Origin of the sequence: Leifsonia sp. AK011, assembly GCF_013410945.1 — a bacterium.
GTDB lineage: Bacteria > Actinomycetota > Actinomycetes > Actinomycetales > Microbacteriaceae > Rhodoglobus.
On sequence record NZ_JACCCH010000001.1, the window covers coordinates 125,612 to 147,701 of the forward strand.

The 22,090-nt window shown below is 65.9% G+C and carries 23 protein-coding genes; 12 read left to right on the forward strand and 11 right to left on the reverse strand.

Annotated elements, in window-relative coordinates:
• Positions 1–11 precede the first annotated feature (11 nt).
• A complete protein-coding gene (locus HDC94_RS00615) occupies positions 12–1,331 on the reverse strand; it encodes a glycosyltransferase (RefSeq protein ID WP_179493922.1) in 1,320 nt (439 codons plus the stop codon).
• A gap of 29 nt (positions 1,332–1,360) precedes the next feature.
• Positions 1,361–3,271, reverse strand: a complete 1,911-nt coding sequence (locus HDC94_RS00620; RefSeq protein ID WP_179493924.1) for a rhamnan synthesis F family protein — start codon at positions 3,269–3,271, stop codon at positions 1,361–1,363.
• A 108-nt stretch (positions 3,272–3,379) separates the two neighbouring features.
• On the opposite strand from HDC94_RS00620, the gene HDC94_RS00625 reads away from it, so the two are divergent.
• The 3 genes from HDC94_RS00625 to HDC94_RS00635 all read left to right on the forward strand — a co-directional run bounded on the left by HDC94_RS00625 (position 3,380) and on the right by HDC94_RS00635 (position 4,811).
• Positions 3,380–4,231 (forward strand): NAD(P)-dependent oxidoreductase, encoded by an 852-nt coding sequence (locus HDC94_RS00625; RefSeq protein WP_179493926.1) that lies wholly within the window; start codon positions 3,380–3,382, stop codon positions 4,229–4,231.
• 61 nt (positions 4,232–4,292) lie between these two features.
• Positions 4,293–4,472 (forward strand): YegP family protein, encoded by a 180-nt coding sequence (locus tag HDC94_RS00630; RefSeq protein WP_179493928.1) that lies wholly within the window; start codon positions 4,293–4,295, stop codon positions 4,470–4,472.
• Between the two features lie 54 nt (positions 4,473–4,526).
• On the forward strand, positions 4,527–4,811 hold the full coding sequence (locus tag HDC94_RS00635) for a hypothetical protein (RefSeq protein ID WP_179493929.1): 285 nt from the start codon (positions 4,527–4,529) through the stop codon (positions 4,809–4,811).
• Positions 4,812–4,825: 14 nt separating this feature from the next.
• Here HDC94_RS00635 and HDC94_RS00640 read toward each other — a convergent pair whose 3' ends face one another.
• Both HDC94_RS00640 and HDC94_RS00645 read right to left on the reverse strand, forming a co-directional pair.
• Complete coding sequence (locus tag HDC94_RS00640) at positions 4,826–5,125, reverse strand: Dabb family protein (protein ID WP_179493931.1); 300 nt, start codon at positions 5,123–5,125, stop codon at positions 4,826–4,828.
• The gene (locus HDC94_RS00645; protein WP_179493933.1) at positions 5,122–5,379 is read right to left on the reverse strand and encodes a glutaredoxin family protein; all 258 of its coding nucleotides are present in this window, start codon (positions 5,377–5,379) and stop codon (positions 5,122–5,124) included. The genes HDC94_RS00640 and HDC94_RS00645 overlap by 4 nt, the downstream gene beginning before the upstream one ends.
• 33 nt (positions 5,380–5,412) lie before the next feature.
• Here HDC94_RS00645 and HDC94_RS00650 point away from each other — a divergent pair, with 33 nt between their 5' ends.
• The gene (locus HDC94_RS00650) at positions 5,413–6,156 is read left to right on the forward strand and encodes an HAD family phosphatase (protein WP_179493935.1); all 744 of its coding nucleotides are present in this window, start codon (positions 5,413–5,415) and stop codon (positions 6,154–6,156) included.
• A 4-nt stretch (positions 6,157–6,160) separates the two neighbouring features.
• On the opposite strand, the gene HDC94_RS00655 is transcribed toward HDC94_RS00650, so the two are convergent.
• From HDC94_RS00655 to HDC94_RS00665, 3 genes are all read right to left on the reverse strand, one after another.
• Positions 6,161–6,259, reverse strand: a complete 99-nt coding sequence (locus HDC94_RS00655) for a 30S ribosomal protein bS22 (protein ID WP_003792170.1) — start codon at positions 6,257–6,259, stop codon at positions 6,161–6,163.
• Between the two features lie 118 nt (positions 6,260–6,377).
• On the reverse strand, positions 6,378–6,572 hold the full coding sequence (locus tag HDC94_RS00660) for a helix-turn-helix domain-containing protein (RefSeq protein ID WP_179493937.1): 195 nt from the start codon (positions 6,570–6,572) through the stop codon (positions 6,378–6,380).
• A gap of 111 nt (positions 6,573–6,683) precedes the next feature.
• A complete protein-coding gene (locus tag HDC94_RS00665; RefSeq protein ID WP_179493939.1) occupies positions 6,684–7,157 on the reverse strand; it encodes a helix-turn-helix transcriptional regulator in 474 nt (157 codons plus the stop codon).
• Positions 7,158–7,228: 71 nt separating this feature from the next.
• On the opposite strand from HDC94_RS00665, the gene HDC94_RS00670 reads away from it, so the two are divergent.
• Entirely contained in the window at positions 7,229–8,662 is a 1,434-nt protein-coding gene (locus HDC94_RS00670) for a TrkH family potassium uptake protein (protein ID WP_179498729.1), read from the forward strand.
• On the forward strand, positions 8,655–9,326 hold the full coding sequence (locus tag HDC94_RS00675) for a TrkA family potassium uptake protein (RefSeq protein WP_179493941.1): 672 nt from the start codon (positions 8,655–8,657) through the stop codon (positions 9,324–9,326). The genes HDC94_RS00670 and HDC94_RS00675 overlap by 8 nt, the downstream gene beginning before the upstream one ends.
• 22 nt (positions 9,327–9,348) lie before the next feature.
• On the opposite strand, the gene proC is transcribed toward HDC94_RS00675, so the two are convergent.
• Positions 9,349–10,173 carry a pyrroline-5-carboxylate reductase gene (gene proC, locus HDC94_RS00680; RefSeq protein WP_308495586.1) on the reverse strand — a complete coding sequence of 275 codons (825 nt, stop codon included), beginning with the start codon at positions 10,171–10,173 and terminating at the stop codon, positions 9,349–9,351.
• A 23-nt stretch (positions 10,174–10,196) separates the two neighbouring features.
• On the opposite strand from proC, the gene HDC94_RS00685 reads away from it, so the two are divergent.
• The 4 genes from HDC94_RS00685 (at position 10,197) to msuE (ending at position 13,744) form a co-directional block, all read left to right on the forward strand.
• Positions 10,197–11,159 (forward strand): cation diffusion facilitator family transporter, encoded by a 963-nt coding sequence (locus HDC94_RS00685; protein ID WP_179493943.1) that lies wholly within the window; start codon positions 10,197–10,199, stop codon positions 11,157–11,159.
• Positions 11,160–11,211: 52 nt separating this feature from the next.
• Complete coding sequence (locus HDC94_RS00690) at positions 11,212–11,565, forward strand: hypothetical protein (RefSeq protein ID WP_179493945.1); 354 nt, start codon at positions 11,212–11,214, stop codon at positions 11,563–11,565.
• Between the two features lie 131 nt (positions 11,566–11,696).
• A complete protein-coding gene (locus HDC94_RS00695) occupies positions 11,697–13,157 on the forward strand; it encodes an LLM class flavin-dependent oxidoreductase (protein ID WP_179493947.1) in 1,461 nt (486 codons plus the stop codon).
• Positions 13,154–13,744, forward strand: coding sequence for an FMN reductase (gene msuE / locus HDC94_RS00700; RefSeq protein WP_179493949.1), 591 nt, complete (start codon positions 13,154–13,156; stop codon positions 13,742–13,744). Before HDC94_RS00695 ends, msuE begins: the two co-directional genes overlap by 4 nt.
• Here the strand turns inward: msuE and HDC94_RS00705 are convergent.
• Positions 13,741–15,357, reverse strand: a complete 1,617-nt coding sequence (locus HDC94_RS00705; protein WP_179493951.1) for an amidohydrolase — start codon at positions 15,355–15,357, stop codon at positions 13,741–13,743. The two genes, msuE and HDC94_RS00705, sit on opposite strands and share 4 nt — an antisense overlap.
• A gap of 45 nt (positions 15,358–15,402) precedes the next feature.
• Positions 15,403–15,834 (reverse strand): nucleoside deaminase, encoded by a 432-nt coding sequence (locus HDC94_RS00710; protein ID WP_179498733.1) that lies wholly within the window; start codon positions 15,832–15,834, stop codon positions 15,403–15,405.
• Between the two features lie 50 nt (positions 15,835–15,884).
• On the opposite strand from HDC94_RS00710, the gene upp reads away from it, so the two are divergent.
• Both upp and HDC94_RS00720 read left to right on the forward strand, forming a co-directional pair.
• Entirely contained in the window at positions 15,885–16,517 is a 633-nt protein-coding gene (upp, locus tag HDC94_RS00715) for a uracil phosphoribosyltransferase (protein WP_179493953.1), read from the forward strand.
• Between the two features lie 270 nt (positions 16,518–16,787).
• A complete protein-coding gene (locus HDC94_RS00720; RefSeq protein ID WP_179493955.1) occupies positions 16,788–17,477 on the forward strand; it encodes a winged helix-turn-helix domain-containing protein in 690 nt (229 codons plus the stop codon).
• Positions 17,478–17,594: 117 nt separating this feature from the next.
• On the opposite strand, the gene HDC94_RS00725 is transcribed toward HDC94_RS00720, so the two are convergent.
• The gene (locus HDC94_RS00725) at positions 17,595–21,776 is read right to left on the reverse strand and encodes a DUF5979 domain-containing protein (protein ID WP_179493957.1); all 4,182 of its coding nucleotides are present in this window, start codon (positions 21,774–21,776) and stop codon (positions 17,595–17,597) included.
• Positions 21,777–22,090 lie beyond the last annotated feature (314 nt).

The window sequence follows — 22,090 nt, forward strand, 5'->3', positions numbered from 1 at the left end:
CCCCCCGAAGCCTATTCCGCTGGGGGTGTGGCACTCGCGCTCGAGCGACGAAGCCGCTCCACGATTCGCCGCGGACTCTTGACGTAGCCCGCGTAGTACCCGACCCGGCGTGTCCAGTGGTTGGCTGCCTCCGACTCGAGGGCCGCCACCCGCATCTGTGACAGGTCGTACCAGTACCGCAACTCTTCGGTCGCGGTGCGCAGCGCGTCGCGATCGGTCTCGATCTGGGCCAGGCGACCGCGGATCTCGTAGTAGTCGATCTCCATCGTGCGCAGTTGTTCGCGGACGCGCGACGTCCACGCCAGCAGCTCCCGGTCGTTGACGGATGCCGCCACCGCTCGCTCCAGGAACACCGAGGCCGCCGCAGCGCGCTGGGCGTAGGTGTGCTGCCCGAGCACGACGTCGCGGAGTCGGGCCGTCAGCGCGGCGTGCGCCTCGGGATCCGCGCGGGCCGTACGCAGCACCTCCGGAAGCTCCTCCGGCTCGTCGTAGCAGAGGACCTCGTCGAGATCGAGTTCGTCGAGTGCCCGTGTGTTGTTGGTGATGACGGCCGCCCCGCAGGCGAGGGCGTCGAAGAGCCGTGAGTTCTGGGCTCCGTAGTCACGAGCCGCAGGAATGGCATCGTCGATCACGAAGTTCCAGGCCGAGTAGACCGCGGGCAGAGCGAAGTAGTCCACACGCCGGGAGTGGTCGATGCCCTCCGGGAGGGTGAGGTACGGCATGTTGCGACCGAACCACGTCACCGGCTCCGTCGCCGCAACGAGCGCGAGCGAGGCGAAGAGCCCCCGGTCGGATCCCCAGTAGTTGGCCGTCGTCACGACTCCGCGGTCGCGAGGCACGTCGACGGGGCTGAAGAGCTCGGGATCGGTCGCCAGCGGCAGGACCTCAACGGGCCCGGGGTACGCCTCTCGCATACGCGTCGCGGAGAGTTCCGAACTGCACCAGATCTGGGCGAACGCCTCCAGGTAGGGCAGCTCCGCCCACCGGTCTGTCCAGTTGCGCACCCAGGCGATCGCCGCCGTGTCGGGGTGCACGAGCCCCGGCACATAGGTCTCGATCATCACGATCGCGGCGTCGAAACCCTCTGGCGTGACATCCGACCATCTCTCGGTCGGCCACAGGGTGATGCCCCAACCCTCGCGGCGCAGGTATTTAGCGAGCCCCAGCCCGACATAGACGTCGCCATGGCTCGCCGAGAGGTCGGTTGTCGACACGACGAACAGCAGGCGACCGCGCGATCCCTCGGAGTATTCGCCAGCGGCAAGCGCTTCGTACTCCGAGATGACCTGGGGATCGGCGGCGAACTCGTCGAGCACCGGGTCCTCATTCATGGGGACAGCCTATTGGAGGCCCCCCGGTGTCAGGGCTCGTCGACAGGCGTGCGATACAGAATCCGTCGAAGGCGCTTCCACGGCCGGTCGAGCCTGTCGCGGAGCTTCGGGTGCTTCCTGGCGACGTAGCCACCGACGGCCCGCAGCGGCCCGCCATCGACGCGCGCTGCCAGCGCCTCACGCTGCCGGAGCTCGGTGACGGCCCACAGGGCGTCGCCCTTCACACTCTCGCTGTAGCGATCGAGCTTGTACTCGAGGTACGTGTGGCTGATCGCGGCGTAGTCCGTGGTCGAGACGGTGCGCACGTGGTACCCGAGCTCGCCAGCGGCATAGGCGATCGCCCGCTCCTGCACGTGCGCGAGGCTGCCGTCGCCGTGCTCGGTCTCCGGCTGGTAGTCCTCGTACTGGTACTCGACGGAGAAGAGGAGCGCCATCGCCTCGGGGCGCGCGATCCACATGGCACCCATGGGCGCGAGTGGTGAGATGTCGTCGAGGGGAACGTGGATGCCCAGCTTCTCCTCGTACTCGGCCATCGGCTCCTTGTTGGTGAACCAGGCACCACCCATGGTGGGGAACCCGATGTGGATCATCGGGGGGAAGACGGCTCCGAGTCCGCTGTGCTTCTGGAAGAGTCCGATCACGTTCGCCGTGTACCCGGGAGTGCCGAGCACATTCCACAGCTGCTGGCGCTTGAAGAACTCGCCGACGCTGCCCACCTGCTGCACCGTCTTCTTGGAGTGGACCTTCACGACGAGGTCGTAGTCGCCGCTCAGGATGCGATCGCGTGTGCCGATGAAGAATGCGCTCAGGTCGCGTCCGCGGTTCGACGGGAGCACTCGCACCTCGGCCGCTCCCACGAGCGGGTCGGCGCGGTCGGCGATGCGCTCGCGAATGAACTCCGCCTTCTCCTCCGACGTCGTGGTCACGACGAGGTCGTAGCGGCTGGGCAGCGACGTGAGACGGTCGAGCAGCTCATCCGTCATGTCCTCGTAGAAGATGTGCACGGCGGCGAGAAGGCGAAGGGGCTTCTCCTCGTCGTACGCCACCTGCTGGTCCGGCAGGATCTCCAGCAGCGAGGCTGCCGTGTTGAGAATGCGCGGCTGGGCGGTGCGAGCCATGTTCTGCAGCACGAGCTCCTCCGGATACCCGTGGCGCGCTGCGGCGGCGAGGATCCACCGACCGATGACGGCCTGGCGGTCCATGTAGAGCGGGTCGTGGAAGAACGGTCGACGCTTCATGACGGGGCAGCCCTCGTCGATGAGCTGTTCGGCTCGCTGGAAGATCGGATGCAACGACCCCGGGTAGTTCTCGTTGGGGTACGCGACCTCGTACGTGTAGCCGAGCTCGCTGAAGTGCTTCGTGAAGCGGGACTCGTGCTGGAGGATCGAATCCGTGTAGGAGGTGATCATCGGCATGTCACGCCAGTAGGCCGCCCAGTCCTCCGACTCGAGCAGCCTGCGTCGGGACGCGATCCAGTGTGACTGGATGTGCGCGGGGAGGGACCCCTCGAGGGTGAAGGGATTGGGCTCCACCTCGCCGTGATCGGTGACACCCCAGAAGTCCACTTCGCGTGCCGACATCCGCTCGAACAGCGGACCGAAATCGCCCACCGGACCGAACCAGGTGTAGTTCATGAGGATGAGCTCGTCGAACTCGCTCACCCGTTCGCCGAGACGCTCGATCGCCGTCTTGTAGCCCCAGACGTCGAACCCGATGTTCTCCCGGTCCCAGATGTCGTCGACGATGCCCTCGAGGGACGCACGGCCAGCGTCGTTCATCGCGCCGTTGGAGATCACGACGAGCAGGTCCGCGAAGGGCTTCAGCCGCTCGAGCTTGTACGGGATGTAGTCATCCACCACACCCTGGGGGTCGTAGAACAGGTAGAAGATCGCCCGTTTCGCGTTGCGCGGCAGTGCAGCGGGAGCCTGAGCTGTATTCACGTCCACCCTTCAGTCACGCTGGGCTTGGTGTACCCCGGCTGACTGGTCACAGTATAGGCGACCGACCCGAACGGATCCGGGGTGTGTGCACCGCCTAGGATTGCGGCCATGGCTGATCGAGTTCTGGTGACCGGTTCGGGTGGCTACGTCGGCCGCCACGTCGTGAGGGCTCTCCTCGACAGGGGTCATGAGGTCATCGCGACTGTCCGCCCCGGCTCCCGTTCCGACGTGGATGCCAGGGCCACCGTCGTCGCGGTCGACCTGCTCGATCCCGCCTTCGACGTCCGCACGCTCGCCGACACCCCGGTGGACGGAGTCGTGCACCTCGCCTGGCAGGACGGGTTCGCCCACAACGCGACATCCCACATGCTGCAGCTCTCCGACCACTTCCGTCTTCTCGAGGCGTTCACCGACTGGGGAGTGAAGCGGCTGGCCGTGCTCGGCACGATGCACGAGATCGGCTACTGGGAGGGGGCCATCGACGCGGACACTCCCACCAACCCGCTCTCGCTCTACGGGATCGCGAAGGATGCCCTGCGCAAGGCCAGCTTCGTGCACCTCGCGCCGCGCGTCCCGCTGCAGTGGCTGCGCTGCTACTACATCCTCGGGGACGACCTCAACAACCAGTCGATATTCACGCGAATCCTGAAGGCCGCCGAGGAGGGCAAGGACACCTTCCCCTTCACCACGGGGCGCAACAAGTACGACTTCATCGACGTGGCAGAGCTGGGGGAGCAGATCGCCACCGTCAGCGCACGCGCGGACATCACGGGCATCGTCAACTGCAGCAGCGGAGTCCCGATGACCCTCGCCGACCGCGTCGAGGCCTTCATCGCCGAGAACAATCTGCCCATCGCGCTCGAGTACGGCGCGTTCCCCGATCGCCCCTACGATTCGCCTGGCGTGTGGGGCGATGCAACGCAGATTCTCGCCGTCATGGAAGAGGCCTCGAAGGCATAGTGCTGGCGTCGTCCCCGGCGCTATGCTTGCCGCGCGTATCCGCATGCGAAAGGGGCCCTCGATGGCTGGCAAGTTCGTGATCTCGAAGGACAAGAAGGGCGAGTTCCGCTTCGTCCTCAAGGCGGGCAACGGCGAGATCATCGCCACCTCGGAGGGATATGCCTCCAAGGCGGGCGCCCAGGGCGGGATCGAATCGGTGCGCAAGAACGCCGCTGACGCCGTGGTCGTCGACGAGTCCTAGGACCGAACTTTTCTTCCCCTGTGACCGTTCACGTTCATGGGGCATGATGGGCGCATGTCCAAGAAGATCGATTCAGCCCTCAAGGACCTCAAGAAGGCGCTCAAGAAGCACGCCGAGGTCGTCGGAGCACCGGCAGTCTCCCTGAAGAAATCGCAGCGCGCCAGCGCCAAGGTCGCCGCGGCAGCAGACGCCTACGCCGCGGCCGTACTCGCCAAGAGTGGGATGTCCAACCCCTTCACCGGGATGGAGACCCTCGAGGACTCGACGATCGCCTCCCTCGCCGCCGAGCGCGACGCACTGAAGAAGAGCCGCACCGGGCCCATCGATATCGCGAGCTGAGGCTCCCGGTCGGGCTAGGCCTCCACGTCGACGCTCGCCCGCTGCGTGACGTGCTCACGCACGATGGCGGCAGCACGCACGTGCTCGGGGTGAACCTGGTACCCCTCGAGCGCCTCCACGGAGTCGAACTCCGAGAGCAGCACGACATCCCAGTTGGCGTCGGGGAACGCGGCGTTGCCGTGGACCGTAAGAGAGCGGATTCCCGGGATGACGGTGGCGAGCGGCTCCAGCGCCTCCTTGATCGCGGTCGTGGACGCGGCCCTGGCCGAGGCATCCTCTGCGGCCAGCCTCCAGATCACGATGTGCTTGATCACGCGTTCTGCTCCTTGAGCGCCGTGGCGAACCGCTCGGGGTCAACCCGCCAGATGGTGTGGACCCGATCCTCGATGAGCACAACCGGGATCTCATCCCAGTAGCGCTCGTTCAGCTTCGGGTCGTCGAGGATCGAGAGCTCCTCGACGGATGCCGCGATCCCCGTCGTGGCGATGACCTCGGTGACGACATCCCTGGCCGCATCGCACAGGTGACAGCCGGGTTTCGAGAGCAGAGTGACGCGGACGGGAGACACGAGTCCCACCCTAATCTGACAGACTGAAGAGCGATGCCCGACGCCGAGCCACTGACCCCGCACGTTCCTCCTGTGCTTGCCTTCTTCGACGTCGACAACACCCTGATGAAGGGCGCGAGCGTCTTCTACGTCGGCCGGGAAGCCTGGCGGCGGGGTCTCATCTCGTTCCGCGATATCGCGGTCTTCGGATGGCACCAATTCCGGTTCCTCGCGGTCGGCGAGAACCGCCATCACCTCGCGACGGCCAAGGAACGTGCCCTCGGACTGGTGAGCGGACACACCGAGGCGGGCCTCGTGCAACTCGCCCACGACATCTACGACCGCGACATTGCGCCCAAGCTCTGGCCGGAGACCGTGGCTCTCGCGCGGCAGCATCTGGAGAACGGCCACGAGGTGTGGCTGATCACGGCGACTCCCCAGCTCGTTGCGGATGTCATCGCATCACGGCTGGGACTCACGGGTGCGATCGGCACGAAGGTGGAAGCCCTCGACGGCGTTTTCACGGGCGACCTCGACGGTCACGTGCTCCACGGTGAGGAGAAGGCCGTGGTGGCGCGACAGTTCGCGACGGCGCGAGGTGCGGACCTCGACGAATGCTGGGCCTACTCGGACTCGAGCAACGACATCCCGCTCCTGTCCGCGGTCGGCAATCGCATCGTCATCAATGCGGACGCCAAGCTACTCGCTCACGCGAGGCACGAGGGGTGGGAGGTGCTGCCGCTCAAGCGGTCGAGCATCCGAGAGGCCAAGCGGCACCTGAAGAAACAGGGCCGTTAGCGCACTACTTCTTGTTGCGACGCTGGTGACGCGTCTTGCGCAGCAACTTGCGGTGCTTCTTCTTGGCCATCCGCTTGCGGCGCTTCTTGATGACTGAACCCATAAGGAACCTCTACCGTTCTGAGTGAACTTGTGACGGTTCGCTTCAGAACCGTGGACAGGACAAGCGTCCAGTGTAGCCGGTAAACCAGCTGGTCGAATCGGGGGCAGATCTGCCGGGGTCAGCCGACGTCCGCGATGGGAGTCTCGATCGCCGCGGCGACAGCGGACTCCGGAATGCGGAAGGAACGACCGAAGCGCACGGCGGGCAACTCGCCAGCGTGGACGAGGCGGTACACCGTCATGTTGGACACGCGCATCATCTCGGCCACCTCAGCGACCGTGAGGAAGCGCACGTCGGACAGGTCCTGTGACATTCGGCTGTGTTCCTTCTGATTCTGCGCCCCGTGTGACTGGAGTGCTAATCGGTAACACTAGGGGCTGCTGTGACCTGCTGTCCAGCCCGAGATTGAACTCGTTTCAGAGGTTCAGGAACCGTTCGAGGTGCGGCGACGCAGCGGAGCCGGCAGGCGCTTGCCGACCTCGCCCACCACGACCCTCGCCTGGTGAGCACCCTCGGCCACGCGGCGGCCGATGGTCGCCCCCACGTCGGCACCCGACCATGCGGCGAACGCACCGAACGAGTCCTCCGTCTCACCGCCCAAGTCGTCCTCGAAGTCGGCGCTGAGGAACGGGATCAGCCAGTCCTCGACGGTCTCGAGTGGCGTGGCATCCAGTCGGTAGTACCGGTGCTGGCCCTCCTCGCGCACGCTGACGAGACCGTGGTCGCGCAACACCTTGAGATGCTTGGAGACGGTGGGCTGGCTCAGTTCCAGGCGCTCGACGAGATCGCCGACGCTGATCTCACCGGTCTCGGACTCGGAGGAGACGTAGCGGTCGAGAAGTGCGTGAAGGATGTCGCGGCGCGTTGCATCCGAGATCACGTCGAAAATGTCAGCCATTGCATCAGGCTAGCGGCGCCCCGACGGGAGTACCATGACAAGCTGTCTGACAGGACGGCCATGACGTGAGTATGCAGACCCGAGCGGGCCGACGCGGCGAACCCCAAAGCGCCGCGGCGTGGTTGCGTGGTGCCGCCGACCGCTTTGCCGCCGCCTCTCCGGCCCGGTTCGCGATCCTCGTCTTCAGCTCGCTCATCATCCTGCTCGCGACCGTGCTCGTACTGCCGATCTCCTCGGCATCGGGCGAGGCCACTCCGCTCGCCGATGCCCTCTTCACCGCGGTCTCGGCGATCTGCGTCACGGGTCTCACGACGGTCGACATGGCCACCCACTGGTCCGCGTTCGGCAACGGTGCGATCCTCCTCGGACTGCAGGTCGGTGGAATCGGTGTTCTCACCCTCGCGAGCATCCTGGGCCTCATCGTCTCCCGAAAGCTCGGTCTTCGGCAACGACTCATCGCGGCGAGTGACACCAACCCGTCGCGAATCCACGTCGGCCCGATCGCTGAGTCGCAGGCGGTGCGACTCGGCGAAGTGGGTGGGCTCCTCGCGACCGTCGCCCTGAGCGCCCTCGTGATCGAGGTGCTTCTCTCGTTCGTGATCATTCCGCGTCTGCTCGTCGAGGGCTTCGACCCCTGGACGGCAACATGGCAGGGCTTCTACTTCGCGGCATCCGCTTTCACGAACACCGGCTTCGTGCCGACGGTGGGCGGAATGGAGCAGTTCGCCGGAGACACGTGGATGCTCGCCGCCATCGCCTTCGGGGTCTTCCTCGGCAGCCTCGGCTTCCCCGTCATCTTCGCGGTGCTGCGCAAGGTGCGTGCGGGTGCCCGGCTGCCGATGCACGCCCGCCTCACCCTCCTGACTACTGTGCTCCTCATCATCCTGGGCGCCATCGCGACGACAGCCCTCGAGTGGAACAACCCGGCAACGCTCGGGGATCGGGATGCCATCTCCCGACCGCTCACGGCCACCTTCCTCTCCGTCATGACCCGGTCGGGGGGTTTCTCCACGATCGACATCGGGGCGATGAACGGCTCGACACAGCTGACCTTCGACATGCTCATGTTCGTGGGTGGAGGGTCCGCCTCCACTGCAGGTGGCATCAAGGTCACGACCCTGGCCGTACTGTTCCTCGCCGCCCTCGCGGAGGCCCGCGGCGACAATGACATGCACGCGTTCGAGCGCCGCATTCCTGGAGACGTCCTGAGGCTCTCCGTGGCCATCACACTGTGGGGAGCCACGATCGTCGCGGCGTCCTCGATCGCCATCCTCCAGATCACCAAGGCGCCCCTGGACATGGTCCTGTTCGACGTGATCTCCGCCTTCGCCACCTGCGGATTGAGTACGGGATTGACGGAGACCCTGCCCGTCTCCGGCAAGTACATCCTCGCGGCAACCATGTGGGCGGGGCGCGTCGGCACGGTTACCCTTGCTGCAGCCCTCGCGGCAAGCCAGCGGCGCCACCTGTTCACTCGACCGGAAGAGAGGCCCATCGTTGGTTGAGAAGATTCCGCATGACGCACCCGTTCTGGTCATTGGACTGGGCCGCTTCGGAGCGGCCACCGCCGGTCAGCTCCAGCGTCTCAACCGTGAGGTGCTCGCGATCGACGCCGACCTCGGGCTCGTGCAGAAATGGTCCGAGCGCGTCACCCACGCAGTGCAGGCCGACGCCCGCCAGATCGACGCACTGCGCCAGATCGGGGCGCAGGACTTCTCGATCGCGGTCGTCGCGGTCGGGTCATCCATCGAGGCGAGTGTGCTCATCACCGCGAATCTCGTCGATCTCAAGGTTCCCCAGATCTGGGCCAAGGCCATCAGCCAGTCACACGGCAAGATCCTCGCTCGCATCGGGGCCAACCACGTCATCTACCCGGAGGCTGAGGCAGGGGAACGCGTCGCCCACCTCGTCGGCGGCAGGATGCTCGACTTCATCGAGTTCGAGAACGACTTCGCGATCGTCAAGATGTACCCGCCGAAGGCGATCAGGGGCATGAGCCTCGCCGAGTCGCATGTGCGCAAGAAGTTCGGCATCACGGTTGTCGGAGTGAAGTCGCCCGGCCAGGACTTCACCTACGCGACCCCGGAGACGATCGTCTCGAACCACGACCTCATCATCGTGAGCGGCCAGTCGGCTCAGATCGAGAAATTCGCCTCCCAGGCGAGTTAGTCCGGGCGCTCAGCGGGCTCTCCTAGCCTGCTGCGAGCTCCTTCGCGCGTGCGAGGGCTGCCGCGGTGGCTCTCGCGAAGAGGGCTTCTAGGTCGGCGTCCTGCAGCACCGCGATGGCGCGCTCAGTGGTGCCCTTGGGGCTCGTGACCTGTCGTCGTAGCTCCTCAGGTGACTGGCCGGATGCCGCGAGCAGTTGCATCGCGCCGAGGAAGGTCTCCGACACGAGGAGGGATGCCTGCTCGGGCGTGAACCCGAGGCCCACCGCCGCGCGGCTGAACTCCTCGACGAAGAGAAAGACGTAGGCGGGGCCGGAGCCCGAGACCGTACTGAGCGCGTCGATCTGGGATTCGGGCACCTCGACGACGGTGCCGACCGTGCCGAACACTCGGGAGACGATCTCCATCTCCTCGGCGGTGGAGCGTGACCCCGCCGAGAGTCCCGTCACGGCCCTGCCTACGAGAGCCGGCGTGTTCGGCATCGCACGAAGAACGGATCCCGGCACGACCGCCTCCATCGTCGCGGTCGTCACACCGGCAGCGACGCTCACGACGATGGCGTCTGGCTCGAGCGCGGGAGCGATCGCGGCGAGGGTCTCGGCCACCATTGCGGGCTTCACCCCGATCAGCACCACGCGGGCACCGGTCACGGCACGGAGGTTGGCGTCGGCATCCGTCTCGAGGGCGAACGACTCGACCCCCTCATGTCGCACGAGGGCTGCCTTGGCCTCGGTGCGGTTGGTGACACGGATGCTACCCTCCACCGTCACCCCGGGGGCGACGAGTCCGCCGAGGATGGCGCCGCCCATGGAGCCTGCACCGATGATTGCTATCGAGGGAAGAGTGGTCACGTGCCCATCCTAGGATTGTGGCCATGAGTACAGAGGGCGGAACCAAGGCAGTCATCGCGGCGCTACTGGCGAATGCGGGCATCGCGGTCACGAAGTTCATCGCCTTCGCCTTCTCCGGTTCGAGTTCGATGCTCGCCGAGGGCGTGCACTCGCTGGCGGATGCCGGCAACCAGGGTCTGTTGCTTCTCGGCGGTCGCCAGTCCCGCAAGAAGGCCGACAAGGAGCACCCCTTCGGGTACGGCCGCGAACGCTACGTCTACGCGTTCGTTGTGGCGATCATCCTGTTCTCTGTCGGTGGCGTCTTCTCGATCTACGAGGGCATCGACAAGCTGCAGCACCCGCATGAGCTCGAGGTGCCGTGGCTGCCGATCCTGGTGCTCGCGATTGCCATCGGGCTCGAGTCGTTCTCCCTGCGGACCGCGATTCGGGAGTCGAACCGATCGCGAGGCAAGAAGGGCTGGATCGCGTTCGTGCGCCACGCGAAGCAGCCAGAGCTGCCCGTTGTGCTCCTCGAGGATGTCGCGGCGCTGCTGGGTCTCGCGTTCGCCTTCGTCGGAGTCGGGCTCACGATCATCACCGGAAACTCGATCTGGGATGCGATTGGAACACTCTTCATCGGTGCCCTGCTCGTCACGGTCGCCATCATCCTCGGTATCGAGACGAAGAGCCTCCTCGTCGGCGAGGGAGCGACGACAGAGGATGACACGCGCATCCGCGAGGTGTTCAACGCGAGCAGCCGCGTCGAGTCGCTCATCCACATGAAGACGCTCTACCTCGGCCCCGACGAACTCATGGTGGCCGCCAAGGTCGCCTTCGCGCCCAAGTCCAAGCTCGGTGACGTCGCCCTGTCGATCAATGAGCTGGAGTCGTCGATCCGCGAGGCCGTCCCGGCTGCCCGAGTCATCTACATCGAGCCGGACGTCTACCACGCACCCGGCGAGGGCAACCCCGCGACCGACACGATCGTCATCAAGGGAATCGACTAAGGCGAGCCTGCCCTAGCTGGCCCTGCGCCTCTCTTCGGGCCACCATGGGTGCATGGACATCCTGCACTCGATCCTGCTCGCCTCCCACCTCGTGGGCATGGCGCTCATCGTCGGCATCTTCCTGGTGCAGATGCGCAAGGACTCCGGATTCTCCGTCACTCCCGTCCTGGCCGGTGCGATCGTGCAGCTCGTCTCGGGGCTCGCGCTCGTCGGCGTGGCGGAGGCGGGCGATCACGACCTCAACTACGTGAAGATCGCCACCAAGCTCGTGATCGCGCTCGCCGTTCTCGTGGCCGCCATCCTCGCCTACCGCGCGAACAAGAACGGTGGCCGTGTCAAGCCGTTCTTCCACGCTGCGGGCGGTCTCGCCCTGATCAACCTGCTGGTCGCCGTCTTCTGGCGCTAAGCACGCGCGGAGTGCACCGCATCATGGGAGCACCTGTCACGGGAGTACACACTCGGTAACACGGTTACGCCCCGTGTTCGTGTGTGACGGCCGCCCTTGTCCTGACGACGGCGCACACGGACAGTGGTCGCATGACTTCTTCTCGTATCGTGCTGAACGCCTTCGACATGACCTGCGTCACGCACCAGAACCCCGGCCTGTGGCGCCACCCGGACAACCAGGCTGACCGGTACAACACCCTCGACTACTGGCAGAACCTCGCTACCACGCTCGAGCGCGGCAAGTTCGATGCCGTCTTCATCGCGGATGTGGTCGGCCTCTACGACCTCTACCGTGGCACCGCTGCGGCCTCGTTCATCGACGCCGACCAGGTGCCCGTGAACGATCCGCTCTTCCAGGTGCCCGCCATGGCAGCAGTCACGTCGAAGCTCGGCTTCGGCGTGACTGTCGCAGTGACCTACGAGCAGCCCTACCTGCTCGCCCGCAAGTTCTCGACGCTCGATCAACTCACGGGGGGTCGCGTCGGTATCAACGTGGTCACGAGCTATCTCGACAGCGCCGCCCGCAACCTCGGGTTGAAGAGCCAGATCAAGCACGACGACCGGTACGGTCTCGCCGATGAGTTCCTCGACGTCACCTACAAGCTGTGGGAGGGGTCCTGGGAGGACCAGGCAGTGGTGCGCGACCGAGCCAGAGGCGTCTTCACTGACCCCACGAAGGTGCATCCGATCGGGCACGACGGGGAGTACTTCACCGTTCCCGGAATCCACCTGAGCGAGCCGTCGCCGCAGCGCACTCCGGTGATCTACCAGGCCGGGGCATCCAGTCGGGGACGCGACTTCGCCGCCAAGCACGGAGAGGCGCTCTTCATCATCGCGACGAGTCCGGAGCAGGCTCGACCGATCACCGACGACATCCGCGACCGCGCAGAAGCGCAGGGGCGCTCGCGTGACTCGGTCAAGATCCTTACGCTCCTCACGGTGATCACCGGCGAGGACGACGCCGCGGCTCAGGCGAAATACGACGAGCTTGCGTCGTACGCGAGCCTCGAGGGCGGCCTCGCTCTCGCCGGCGGTTGGACGGGCATCGACTTCTCCACCCTCGACCCCGACGTGCCGCTCGAGTACGTGGACAACGATTCTCTGCGCAGCGTGCTGGCGATGTTCACGACCGCCGACCCGGACAAGAAGTGGACGCCGCGCGATGTGGCCTCGTACCTCGCGATCGGCGGACTCGGAAAGGTCATCGTCGGGGGCCCCGAGACCGTAGCCGATGAACTGGAGCGGTGGGTCGAGGTCGGCGGACTCGACGGCTTCAACCTCGCCTATGCGATCACTCCCGGCACGTTCGAGGACTTCGTCGACCACGTCGTCCCTGAGCTCCAGCGACGGGGACGCGTGTGGAACGACTACCCGGAGGAGTCGGATGGCACGTTGCGCTCGCACCTCACGGGTGCGCCGACCGGCCTCGTGACCGATGACCACCCTGCGGCCCGGTACCGCGGAGCGTTCGTCGGTGGAGCCTCCGCCGCCACCGACACCCTGCCCTCGCCGTTCGCGGCCGATGTCGACGTCGTGGCGGAACTCCAGTGACCCTCCGCCCGTTGAAGGTCGTCGCGGTCTGCGGAAGCCTGCAATCGCCGTCGAAGTCGCTCGGCCTGCTCGACGCGATCGTGGACGAGCTCGGCGCGCGGCTCGAGATCGAGACGACCGTCATCAGCCTGACCGACCTCGCTCCGACGCTCGCCGGGTCGTTCAGTAGGAACGTCGTCGACCCTCGACTCGAGGAGGCGCTCCAGGAGATCGAGTCGGCAGAGCTGTTGGTTGTCGTGAGTCCCGTCTATCGCGCGGCGTTCTCCGGGCTGTTCAAGCACCTCTTCGACCTGGTGAACCAGCGGGCGCTCGAGGGCACACCCGTGCTCCTCGCCGCGACCGGCGGGAGCGAACGGCACTCGCTGATCCTGGAGCACCACCTTCGCCCGCTGTTCTCGTTCTTCCAGGCGGTCACACTCCCCCTCGGGGTCTACGGCGTGGAGAGTGAGTTCGAGAACTACCGGGTGGCAAGTCCGACACTGCAGGAACGTGTCGAACGCACGGTCGAGCGGGCGATCCCGTTGATCCTCCACTTGCACCCGGAGGCAAGCAAGGCACTGCCGACAGCGGCCGCGCAGCAGGGCTAGTCGGCGGAGTAGACGCTCTCGCCCCCGATGACCGTCTGCTGAACAATACAGTCGGAGACGTTCTCCAGGGAGAACGGATCGTCGCTGAGCACCACGAAGTCGGCGTTCATCCCAGACCGCAACACCCCGTTGCGGTCCAGGCGCGAGGTGAAGGACGAACCCGAGGTGTAGGCGGCGATGGCCGTGGAGAGCGGTAGTCGCTGCGACCTCATCGACTCGGGCGCGACACCCCGCAGGGACCGATTCACGGCGGCCTGCAGCGCGTCGAAGGGGTTCGGGCTCGACACGGGCCAGTCGCTGCCCGAACTCCAAGGGATGCCGTAGCCGTTCCACGTGGCCAGCTGGGACATGCGTGACATCGCCTCGGCCCCCACGTACTTCTCGTACTGCGCGAAGTCGAGGAAGTCGTCAGCGGTCCACACAAGCTGGAGGTTGGCCGTGACATCCAGCGCGCGGAATCGTGGGAGGTCGTCCGTCGCGACAAAGGTCAGGTGCGCGATCTGGTGACGGGTTCCGCGGTACCCGTTGGCCTCGCGCGCCGCCTGGACGGCGTCGAGGGCCTCCCGCACGGCCCGATCCCCGAGAGCGTGGAAGTGCACGTCCACTCCGTGAGCGTCCAGTGCGACGAGCGCGCGGTTGAGATCGGCAGGCTCGATCATGGTGCCGCCGTTGTGGCCGAGGGGATTGCCGTCGGCGTCACAGTAGTTCTCGAGCATGGCCGCCGTACCCGCCTCGTGCACGCCGTCGAGCAGCATCTTGACCGTGGGTGCTCTGAACCGCCCGCGGGAGTATGCCTCGCGTCGTTCGAGGATCGAGTCGAGCTGTTCGAGACCGCGGGTCCTGTCCCAGTAGATCGCACCCGCGACGCGCGCGGTGAGCGTGTCATCCTCTGCCAGCCGAAGGTAGACCCGGCCCACGTCGACGGTACCGAACTCGCTACCGAGGAGAGCGTCCTGCCAGCCCACGACGCCGAAGCGGTGGAGTACCTCCTGCGCGGCGAGCACATCCTGCGCGGCATCGCTCTCGCTGGGCGGCCCCGCCAGCTGCCGCACGAGTTGGATCGCCTCCTCGTTGATCAGACCGCTCGGGCTGCCGTCCCGGAACTTCTCGATGTGGGCGTCCTGCGCGGTCGCCGCGGCATCGATGATGCCGGCCTGCGTCAGCGCGGCGGTGTTGGCGAGGGCGCCATGCTGGTCGCTGTTGATCATGAGGACCGGGCGGTGTGCGATGACGGCGTCGAGGTCGCGACGCGTGACATGCGTGTTGGCGACGAGGATCGCGGAGTAGCCGGTCACCATCAGAAGACCGTCGCCTGGGTGCGCTCGATCGAACTCGCGGATCCTCGACCAGTAGTCCTCGACGGAGGGCAATCCCGAGACGTCGCAGCCCCGTTCGCGACCCCCACCCAGGAGGGGATGCACGTGCCCGTCCACGAAGCCGGGCATCACGAACCGTCCCTCGAGGTCGACAATGCTCCAGCCGTCGGCGGCGTCCGGTTGGTCGAAGCCGACCGAGGACACCATCCCGTCCTCGACCGTGAGCACCGTACCGAACGGCGCGAGCGGGTCGCCGGTGTGAATTCGTGCGTTGACGTAGGCAGTCCTCGTGTTCACGAGGCCGATACTAGGGGTCGCCGTGACCTCACGGGGCGAGGCCCGCTAGCGACGTTGCTCGAAGAATTCGGTGAGCATGGCGACTGACTCCGACTCGCGGATGCCCGCCACAACCTCCACACGGTGCGGCAGTCGACCGTCCCTCAACAGGTCGTAGGCGCTGCCGGCGGCACCCGCCTTCTCGTCCCAGGCGCCGAACACCACGCGGGGGATGCGCGACTGCAGGATGGCTCCCGCGCACATCGAGCAGGGCTCGAGGGTGACGATGAGAGTTGTGTCATCCAAACGCCAACTGCCGAGGCGCGCCGCCGCGGCACGGATCGCGACGAGTTCGGCGTGCGCCGTGGGGTCTGCGTCAAGTTCGCGGCGGTTGCGGCCCGCGCCGAGCACGGTGCCCGTGGCATCCACGACGACGGCGCCCACGGGAACATCGCCGGTGCCGGTGGTGAGGGCGGCCTCGGCAAGGGCGCGGCCCATCCACTCCTCGTACAGGTTCGCAGCTGGCCGGTTCACAGTAGATTGAGCCTATGCGAGTGCACGTAGCCGACCACCCCCTGATCACCCACAAGCTCACGGTGCTGCGTGACCAGACCACGCCGTCGCCGACCTTCCGCGCACTCGCGGAGGAACTCGTGACGCTCCTCGCGTACGAGGCGACTCGCAACGTGCGTGTGCACGAGGTCACGATCCAGACGCCGGTGACGCAGACCACCGGGCTCGCGATCAGCGACCCGAAGCCGCTCGTGGTACCGATCCTGCGCGCTGGTCTCGGGATGCTCGAGGGCATGGTCAAGCTCGTACCGACGGCCGAGGTCGGGTTCCTCGGCATGGTGCGCAACGAGGAGACCCTCCAGCCCGACATCTACGCGGAGCGTCTGCCCGACGACCTCTCCAACCGCCAGTGCTTCGTGCTCGACCCGATGCTCGCGACGGGCGGGTCGCTGATCGCTGCGATCAACTACCTCTTCGAGCGCGGCGCCCAGGATGTCACGGCCGTCTGCCTGCTCGGAGCACCCGAGGGCCTCGCCGCCGTCGAGAAAGCCACGGAGGGTCGCGAGGTCACGATCGTGCTGGGCGCGCTGGACGAGAAGCTCAACGAGGTGGGCTACATCGTTCCCGGCCTCGGGGACGCCGGCGACCGGCTCTACGGCACCGTTTAGACCTTGATGGTCGCCACACTGTGTGGCATAGTTCTACCCATGACTGTTCGCGCTCGCGCCCTGACCACCTCCGAGGTGATGGGTTTCAGCGCGTCCATGTGTTGTCGAATGTGTGCGTAATCGGCTCCGCTGCCGAGTCACCGTTCGACGTGACTCCCGGGTCTTCGCCCTCATAACGGCCTGACCTGTAGCTCCACCCGCAGTACCCCGAAGGATCACAACCCCATCATCACGGGGCCCTTCACCCCCAGCTCAAGGATCACAAACACAATGTCTCTTGCAACGATTTCTCGTGCACCCCTGTCCGTCGTTCCTCCCACCCCCGAGCCCGCTGAGGCGCCCCGCCTTCGCGCCGTTCCCTCGGGAACCGAGGCCCGCGGCTTCGTCCTCTACGTCGGCATCGACGAGGCAACCGCCCTCGCCGCCGGCACGTCCCTCGGCGCTCTGGTCGAGAAGCTCAAGGGTGTACTCACGGAGGCGGTTCCCACCATCGAGACCCATGCCGCCGTTGCGCTCGCACCCGTGGGTGCCGGTGGACGGGACGTCGACGTGGTGCGCCTCGCGCTGAACGACCCGTCGGCACTCGCCCGCCACCGCCAGGTGGAGGAGCCCACCCCGAAGCACCGCACGGGTGTCGTGGTCGACATCTCCCGCAAGCGCGTCGTGCTCGACGGCGACCCGGCCGCACTCACGTACAAGGAGTTCGAGCTGCTGCAGTACCTCGTGCTCCGCGAGGGCCGCACCATCGACCGCTCAGAACTGATCTCCTCCCTCTGGTCAGCCAGCGATGACGAGATCCCCAACGAGCGCACCATCGACGTTCACGTGCGTCGCCTGCGCTCCAAGCTCGGTGACTACGAGGACATCGTGCGCACTGTGCGCGGGGTCGGCTACCGCTTCGACCGTCACGCGGACGTTTCGATCCGCCAGGCCTCGACGCCCAGCCCCGACTTCTTCTAGAAGCCAAGAATCGTTCGAAGGGCCCTGCGCCGCGGCATCGCCGCCGGTACAGGGCCCTTCGTGACGCCGGGGCCGGTCACCCCGAATTGTGACCGGCCCCGGCTCTTCCCACTCCGACTACCCTCGGTCGGTGGCCTCGTGTGACACGACAGCGTGAGCATCCGCCCCGCCACGGACGGATGTCGCTCGGCGGATCAGCGAGATCAGGCCGAGCACCAGCCCGAGGAGGAGCACCGCCCCCGCCGCGAGCGCGGCACCGATGGCCGGGGTGCTACCGGTGAAGGCGAGACCGCTGCCCGCCCCCGGCGTGTCCCCCGAGATGGCCGGGTACAGGTTCGTCACGGTGATGGTCTGGCCATCGTGCGTTGCAACCACGACACCGTCGGTGTCCCCGCCCTCCGTGCTGTCATCGGTGTCACTGACCGTCATGATCACAGTCTCGGGAACGTTCGTCTCCGTTGCTGCGCACTCAGTGCCGACAAGAACCTGGATGGTGCGGGACTCACCGTTCGACAGGGTGAATGCCTCATCGGCCTCCTCGAGGGGGTAGGCGAGGCCATCCCTCGTGCACTCGAGCTCGAAGGTGAACGGACCTGCGGACCCAACACCCTTGACGATCTTCTCGACGGTGATGTCGGCGAGGTCGAACGTGTTCGTTGCCGTGATGGTGAGGGTCTGCGCGGTCTCGCTGGTGCCGACGACGGCCGCACTCTCGAAGGAGTCGTGGTCCACGCTCGACGTATCCGCACCGTGGGCCTCCGTCTCCTCGCCGAAGCAGTGGGCGCCGAGCGGAAGCCCCACGGGGTCGCCCTCGCTGTCGAGCACCGCCACCGTCTGTCCACCGCGGACGAGAACCGTACCCGAGTAGACCGTGCCGAGAACTGTCTCGCCCGCCTCATTCGTCGTCTCAACCTGGCAGGTGACGAGCACCTCGAACTCGAGGTCGGTGACGAAAGTGAGGTCTGCGGCGTCGCCCTCAAGGACCTTGGCAACCTGCACGACACCACTCGAGAAGTGGTTCGTGAGCTCGGCGATCACGGTGGCATCGTCCACGATCTCCACGGTGATCGGTGCTGGCGTGACATCCGCCCCGCCGTTGTCGGTCTCCGTGACGGTGCAGCTGGCGCCGGCAGGCAGGTCACCGATCACCTCGCTCGTGACAGTGGTCGCACCCTCGATCGGGGTCAGCGTCACGGTCTGGCTGAGGACCTGCTCTCCCTCGAACGTGCAGACAACATCAAAGTCGAACGGACCAGCACCAAAGGCGTCGCCGCCGGGACCGGTGATCACCTTGTTGATGACGAGACCGCCGAAGAACTGGTAGCCGAAGTCGACGTCGTTCGTCTCCGAGTTCACACCGAGCGTGAAGACGCCCGAGTTGCTGTCCAGCGTGCCGTCAAGGTCGTAGGTGTTGGCGGAGCCGGCGGGCGGAGTTGCGACCACCCGGTATGAGCCAGAGGGCAGTCCCGTGAAGGAATAGGTGCCGTCCGCCGCCGTGACCGTGGTCAGGGGGGTGACACCATCAAGGGCGAAGATGGGCGTGCCCACGGCATCCTGCAGCGCGAGGGTGACCCCTGCGATGCCGGGTTCGCCGTTATCCGTTCCATCGCCATCCTCATCGCGCCACACGGTGCCGGTGATGTCGCTGGCTACCACGTCGACGAGTGCGGGCGGACCGGCCGGGTAGTCAATGCCCGCCGTCGGATCGACGGGATCGATACCGACTCGGCCGGTGATGGTGTTGGCGTACACGTCGTCCTCGAGCTGGCCGACAACGGCGAGTGCGACCTTGAGGCCGCCGACGCCTGCCTCGCCCGCAGCGAACTCCGGCATGGAGACGCGCAGCGCTGTCACTCCCGTGATGCTGGCGAAGTTGCCGTCGGTCGGCGCAGCGATCCAGGTTGTTGCCGTTGCAGGCGCTGTCCCCACACTCGCCGGTGCATCCGTCGTGTACTCGAGCGTGTAGGTGCCGGCCTGCGCTCCCACCATGGTGGCGGTCGACAGGGTGGCGGTGCCGTTGAACGAGGTTCCACGGCCATCTCCGTTGTACGGGAGCACGTCGACGAAGGACGTCGGACCCTGAGCCTCGGACTGGAAGTTCACCCACGAGCTCGTCCACGAGACGATCGGCTCACGAACCTCGATCTGCGGGTCATCGGCAACCTTCGTCTTGGCGAGGATGTTCGCCTGGCCGACGGTGGTCACGGCCGACGCCGAACGAGTATCGACGGCCTGGTTGTTCTGGTCAGCGGAAACCGTCGCCGTGTTGATGATCACACCCGTTGCTGGTCGCACGAGCGACGTGGTTGCCGTGAAGACGATGGGCGCAAGCGGCGTGCCCGTAGTGACCTCTCCGCCACCCGCGTAGGTGAACTCGAGTGAAATTCCGGAGACGTCGTCTGACGTGCCCTGGATCCCGTCAGGGCCAGGATCGCCCGGCGTCTGCACCACGGACCACTCCGAGCTCAGGCCCGACGTGTTGACGGAGACGACCGAGGTGGGCAGCTGGTCGACAACCGTGAGGCCGGTGACTGCCGAGGGCGAACCCCCGAGGGGCACACTCAGGGTCGGCGTGAGTGTGTAGGTGAGGGTGCTGCCACTCGTGATGGCCGGCAGGTCCACCGTCTTGCCGATGGCGAGCACGCTCGTCGACGTGTTCACGAACCGCGTGACCGGGGGCACGCTCGCGACCTGGTCGACGAGGTATCGAGCCGTGTCCGGCACTGTGACGTCGGGAAGGGCAACGATGTCAAGCGGCACGGAGGCGAGGAACCACGGATTGGTGAACTCAGCATCGGGGGCGCCGTTGCCGACGTAGCGAATGCTGATACCGCGAACTGTCGACACGGAGAAGGCTGGATCAGTGCGCGGGAACCAGGTGAGGGCCGCCGGGTCACCGGTCGAGCCGTCCTGGTTGGTGTAGAGAATCTCGTACTCCGAAGACGGCAGGGCTGCGGTCGGCGAGCCACCGACATAGATGTCGGACTCCGCCCCGTGCAGTCGCTGCTGGGTGGGATCCCAGAAATCGAAGATGCGGACGTTGGTGGCCGGGAGCACACCGCCGGTCACCTGGTCGCGAAGGCCGAGGTAGAAACGGGAGAACACAACAGCGCCCGGGCTGACGATCCGACCGGTGACATCGGTGTAGTTCGGCGAACCCCACGGGTCGATGTTGTAGACCGGATTCTGCGGATCGTTCGCCGCCAGGAGTTCCTTGCCGTACGCGGCAATGCCCTCACCGAGGATCGGACCCTGCACGCTGCCGATGGCCGTGTTGTTGGAGAGGTCGACGTCGGTGGCGTCCTCGGCCTGAACTCCCGCAGTGTTCTCGATCTCGATGAACGCGGGGGTGTCGTTCTCCGTCGGCAGTTCCGACGCCCTGAACCACATGCGCATGGTTGCACCCCACGGGACGTTGCCGACATCGGTGGCACCCGACACGGAGATGTCGGTGCCGATGAGGGTTGCAGTGCCCTGGGAGACCTCAATCACTTCGAGGTCGGTCGTTGCGATGGTGGGGGTGATGGCGAAGTTGTCATCAATGAGGAAGGGATCCGGGAACGAAGCTGGAGTGGATCCGTAGAGTGCGGTGCCGGTGGGCTGGTTGATCGCAATACGGAAGTCGATGTACATCGCGTTCTCGGGACCAGACCCGAAGTCATGCTGGGCGAAGGACTGGGCGCGGTAGAGGTACTTGGCGAGGTCCATCTTCGGCTCGCCGACGACCGTGACGGGCGGCGCGGTCACCGTGACCGGTCCGGCACCGTCCTCGACGACGAGGGTGGGCGTGTAGGCAGTGAGATCGGCGGTCGACGACGGCACGGCACAGAGCGGGCCGAGGATGATGATGCTCTGTGAGTCAGGCACACTCACCGTCGCGGTGAGGGTCTGACCTACCGTGGGATCTCCGGTGATCTGGTAGCTGCTCGTGTACAGGGAGCTGTTGCTCTGGAGCGAGCTGAGCGAGCTTGCGGTCCACGTCCAGCCTGCGGGGAGCGTCTGGGAGAAGGTGCCGTCAGTAACACCCGCCGAAGCGAACGACCAGTTGAAGCACACGGTGTCGTTCGTGCCGACAATGCCGTTGGCCGTGCTGTCATCAAGCACGGGGGATGTTGTTGCGTTTCCGTCAGAGGCGACTTCGATGGACGGGCTCTCAATGGACCCCGACGCGGCGAAGGCCGTCTGCGGTAGTGCCACGAGCGCGAGGGTCGCCACGGCGAGAGTGGCGAGACCGGCGCGCAACCGGTGGCTCAGAGTTGGGCGAGTGGCACGGACTGCTGTGCCTGGCGACTGTGGCATGGAACTGACCTAACTGTCTGCGAGAGAGCGGATTCTTAGGGAAGAGAGGAGCGGAAGCCCGTTTCATGACGTGGTTTCCTCAGGAAATGTCCACACAAAGGAGGACTTCGTGGTGCGCAGTTGCTGCGCACAGGATTCTTCTCGGCGAACTCGCAGAAAAATAACGTTTCGGTAACTAGACACTGTTACCTTTCCGTTATACATTCATAGAGCAGAAGTTGTTTGCTGTGGCAGCTTCGGCGGAATGTGATTGCAGGACACTCTTGGTGCAAGGGAGAGGGACGGTTTCTGGCCTCGGAAACCGTCCCTCAATC